Source organism: Streptomyces sp. MnatMP-M17 (assembly GCF_900091995.1).
In the GTDB taxonomy this organism is placed as follows: Bacteria; Actinomycetota; Actinomycetes; order Streptomycetales; family Streptomycetaceae; genus Streptomyces.
The window spans coordinates 1-4,247 of record NZ_FMDK01000815.1 but is presented as its reverse complement, the minus strand read 5'-3'; the positions used below and the strand labels follow the sequence as shown (position 1 = coordinate 4,247).

The following is a 4,247-nucleotide window of genomic DNA, read 5'->3' as shown; positions in this document are numbered from 1 at the left end:
TCGACCGGCTCGTCGACCGCTGACTCAGGCTCGCGGCCCCCGACGCCCCGCGCCGCCTCGCACCGCCCTCAGAGCGCCCTCTCAGGCGCTCTGAGCGTCTGAGAGCCGCGTCAGGAACTTTCAGGAGCGGGAGAACGAGCCGAGACCTGGAGAAGCCTCCGCCGAGCCGCTCTCAGGCCTCCCCAGGTGGCCGCATGCCCCACTCGACGCGCGGCGCCTGCACCGTCTGAGCCGTGTGAGCCGTGTGAGCCGTGTGAGCAGCGTGCTCCAGCGAGCGGCGGGCCTGTCCGAGTACGAACACGTCCTTCGCGCCGTCCAGCACGCCGCCGGAAGGGTCGTCCGTACCGTCCGTCCGTACACCGTCCCGCTCGGGCAGCAGGGCGTCCCGTACGACCAGCGCGCACAGATACAGCGTGCCCGCCAGATGCAGGGCGATGGCGAGCTGGTACCCCTCCGTGGGCAGGCCCTTGTGGGCGTCGCCGCTCGTCGTGTACGCGAGGTACATCCAGATGCCCAGGTAGTACATGACCTCGCAGGCCTGCCAGATCAGGAAGTCCCGCCAGCGTGGCCGCGCCAGGGCGGCCAGCGGAATCAGCCACAGTACGTACTGCGGCGAGTAGACCTTGTTGGTGAGGATGAACGCGGCGACGACCAGGAAGGCGAGCTGCGCGAAACGCGGCCGGCGCGGGGCCGTCAGGGCCAGCAGCCCGATGCCTCCGCACGCCAGCACCATCAGCACCATCGCATAGGTGTTGACGGTCTCGACCTCCAGTGACTTGCCCGTACACTGTGTGATGATCAGCCAGAACGAGCCGAAGTCCACCTGCCGCTCCTGGCTGAAGGTGTAGAACTTCTTCCATCCCTCGGGCGCAAGCACCATCACCGGCAGATTCACCGCCAGCCATGCGCCCGCCGTGCCCAGCAGGGCCGTCCCGTACTCCCGGAACCTCCCGGCCCGCCAGCACAGCACGAACAGCGGTCCCAGCAGCAGGACGGGATAGAGCTTGGCGGCGGTCGCGAGCCCGATGAGGATGCCGAAGGCCAGCGTCCGGCCGCGGGACCACATCAGCATCGCCGCGGCGGTGAGCGCCACGGCCAGCAGATCCCAGTTGATGGTGGCGGTGAGCGCGAAGGCGGGCGCCAGAGCGATCAGCAGCGCGTCCCAAGGGCGGCGCCGGTGGGTGCGGGCGACACAGACCGCGATGACCACGGCGCAGATCATCAGCATCCCCGCGTTGACCATCCAGTACATCTGCTCGCGGTACTGGATGGAGCCACCCGGTGTGAGCCAGGAGGCGACCTCCATAAAGAGGCCGGTCAGTACCGGGTACTCCAGGTACTGCATGTCGCCGTTCAGCCGGTCGAAGTACGGCACCAGATTGTCGGCGAAGCCACGCCCCAGATAGAGATGCGGAATGTCCGAGTAACAGGCGTGGGTGTACTGCGAGCTGGCGCCCCGGAACCAGGCCCATTCGTAACAGGGCATCTTCTGCGCCATGCCCAGGGCAAACATGCCGATCGCCACCAGTGCGACCACACGCACGGGCGTGAGCCGGCTGCTGCCGAGCCAGGCCCAGCGCCCGACCGGGCCCCCGATCAGCTCGCTGCCGGCCGCGGCGATCTCGTCCCGCCGGGTGGGGGACACGACCGACCGGTCCTGGTGCACGGTTGTCTCTTCTGCGCTCGGCATGGCGCCCATCCTGCCGTACGGGGCTGTGGACGCGGCGAGGGCCGCCGCACGGTACGCACAGTGAGTCTGTACGTAACCGGTGCGACGGCCCTCGTGTCGGGCGCGCAGGACGCCGCCGGAGGCGGACGCCGTCAAGAGCGGGACCGTCGGTCGGGCCGGGCGGCCAACCGCCGCTCCTGTCCCGGCCCTGGACGGCTATCCTCCGGAGCCGCTGAAGATGCCGCCACCGCTGCCGTCCTGGCCGCCCGGATCGGTGCCGGTCGCCGTCGGGGATGTGCTGGCCCCGCCGTTACTGCCTCCGTTGTTCCCGCCTCCGTTGTTACCGCCCCCGTTGTTGCCGCCCTGATTGCCTCCGCCGTTGTTGCCACAGCCGAAGATCTGCTCACAGGTGTCGCTCGGGGTCGGCAGGGACTCGGACGGCGTCTCGGACGGCGTTTCGGAGGGAGTCTCCGACGGCGTCTCGGACGGCGTCTCGCTCGGAGTCGGGGTCGGGCTGGCGGCGCCTCCGCCGTACCAGACCTCACCAATGGGTTCGGGCTTCGGGAACGCCTTGACCGGCTCGTTCTTCAGCGCCTCCGCCATGTAGTCGTGCCAGATCTCGGACGGGAACGACGCACCGTGGATCGACTCCTGATCACCGGTGCCGTACATCTCCAGGAATTTGCGCTTCTTGTTGTTCGCGTCGTCGTCCATCCGGTACATGTCGATGGCGGTCGAGAGCTGCGGGGTGTAGCCCACGAACCAGGCCGACTTGTTGCCGTCGGTGGTACCGGTCTTGCCGGCCACCTCACGTCCTTCGAGCCGGGCGTTCTTGCCCGTGCCTTCCTCCACCACGGTCTTCAGGACATCCGTGACATTGTCCGCGACCTGGGCGGAGAACGCCGTCTTCCCCGCCCCCTCGTGCTTGTAGAGGGTCTTGCCGCCCTTCGTCACCTCGGTGACGGAGTACGGATCGCGCTGCTTGCCGCTGGACGCGAACGTGGCGTAGGAGGCGGCCATCCGGATGGCGCTGGGGTCGGAGATACCGATCGAGAACGACGGCACATCGGACTTGGCGAGAGAGCCCTCCAGCAGGCCCGCCCTGATCGCGGAGTCGCGTACCGCCGGAATGCCGACGTCCATGCCGAGCTGGACGAAGGGGGAGTTGGCGGACTCGCGCATCGCCTCACGCAGATCGATGTCGCCGTACGACTCATTGCCGTCGTTGGTCTGGAGCCACTCCTTCCCTTCCTCGTTGGTCCAGATCGAACCGTCGTAGTTCTTGATCTTCAGCTTGTTGTCGCCGTTGTAGATCGTCTTGTCCGGCGAGACCGGAGTGCGCTGGTCCAGGCCCTGGTCCGGCCCGCCCTGGGGATCGCGCACGCCCTTCTCCATCGCCGCGGCCAGTACATACGGCTTGAAGGTCGATCCGACCTGCGCGCCTGTCTGGTCGGCGTTGTTGGTGAAGTGCTTGGTGGCGTCCTGGCCGCCGTAGATGGCGACGATCTTGCCGGTCGCCGGCTCGACGGAGGCGCCGCCGAACTGGACATGCTTATCGGTATCGGGGCGCTTCTTGGGGTCGATATTGGCGTCGTAGACCTTCTCGACCGCTTTTCTGAGCTGCTCGACCTTCTCCTTGTTGAAGGTCGTGTGGATCTCGTAGCCGCCCGTGGTGAGCTGATCGGTCGTGATGCCGTGCTCGTTGTTGTTCACGAAGTACGCCTTGGCGAGGTCGACCAGATAGCCGATCTGTCCACCGAGCTGCGCGTTCTTCTTCGGCGGGTCCGGCATCGGGAACTCGGTGTACTTGGCGCGCTCGGCGGCGTCGAGACGGTCGTCCCTGACCATCTCGTCGAGAATCCACGACCAGCGCTTCGTGGCCCGCTCGGTATTGGCCTCGACGGTGGCGGACGGGTCGATCTCGGTGGATCCGGCGGGGTCGTAGTAGGTCGCGCCCTTGAGGAGCGAGGCAAGGAAGGCGCACTCGCTCGGGTTCAGCTCCTTGGCGTCCTTGCCGTAGTACGTACGGGCCGCCGCCTGGATGCCGTAGGCGCCGCGTCCGTAGTACGAGGTGTTCAGATAGCCCGCCAGGATGTCGGGCTTCTCCATGTCCGTGCCGACCTTCATGGCAATGAACATCTCTTTGAACTTACGGCTGAGAGTCTGGCTCTGGTCACCGAGCCGGGCGTTCTTGACGTACTGCTGGGTGATGGTCGAGCCACCCTGTGTGTCGCCGCCCATGGCCATGTTGAACAGTGCCCGGCCGATGCCCATGAAGTCGACGCCCGGGTCCTCGTAGAAGGACTTGTTCTCGGCGGAGATCACCGCGAACTGCATCGCCTTCGGGATGCTTTCGATCCCGACGATCTGCCGGTTGACCTCACCACCGGTGGCGACCATCTGGGTGTTGTCGTCCCAGTAGTAGACATTGTTCTCGGCCTGCGACGCCTGGCTGTCCTTGGGCACCGAGACCACGGCGTACGCGATCGTCCCCGCGGCGAGGACGGAGCCGAGGAAACCGATCGACAGGGCGGTGGTCTGCCTCCAGGACGGCACCCACCGGCGCCAGCCGTACTTG

2 protein-coding genes are annotated in these 4,247 nt (G+C 66.9%); both read right to left on the bottom strand.

The genetic code is table 11. The features are described 5' to 3' along the window. Nucleotides 1-172: 172 nt before the first annotated feature. Nucleotides 173-1,690: a glycosyltransferase family 87 protein gene (locus GA0115259_RS31215; protein WP_093603217.1), complete on the bottom strand. Its 1,518-nt coding sequence runs from the start codon at nucleotides 1,688-1,690 to the stop codon at nucleotides 173-175. Between the two features lie 195 nt (nucleotides 1,691-1,885). Continuing rightward, nucleotides 1,886-4,247 (bottom strand): transglycosylase domain-containing protein (locus tag GA0115259_RS31210; protein WP_237540625.1); only part of this gene is annotated, 2,362 nt, incomplete at its 5' end.

Excerpts from the sequence above, each read along its gene's own strand:
- GA0115259_RS31215 (WP_093603217.1), bottom strand. The coding sequence starts at position 1,690 with ATGCCGAGCGCAGAAGAGACAACCGTGCACCAGGACCGGTCGGTCGTG.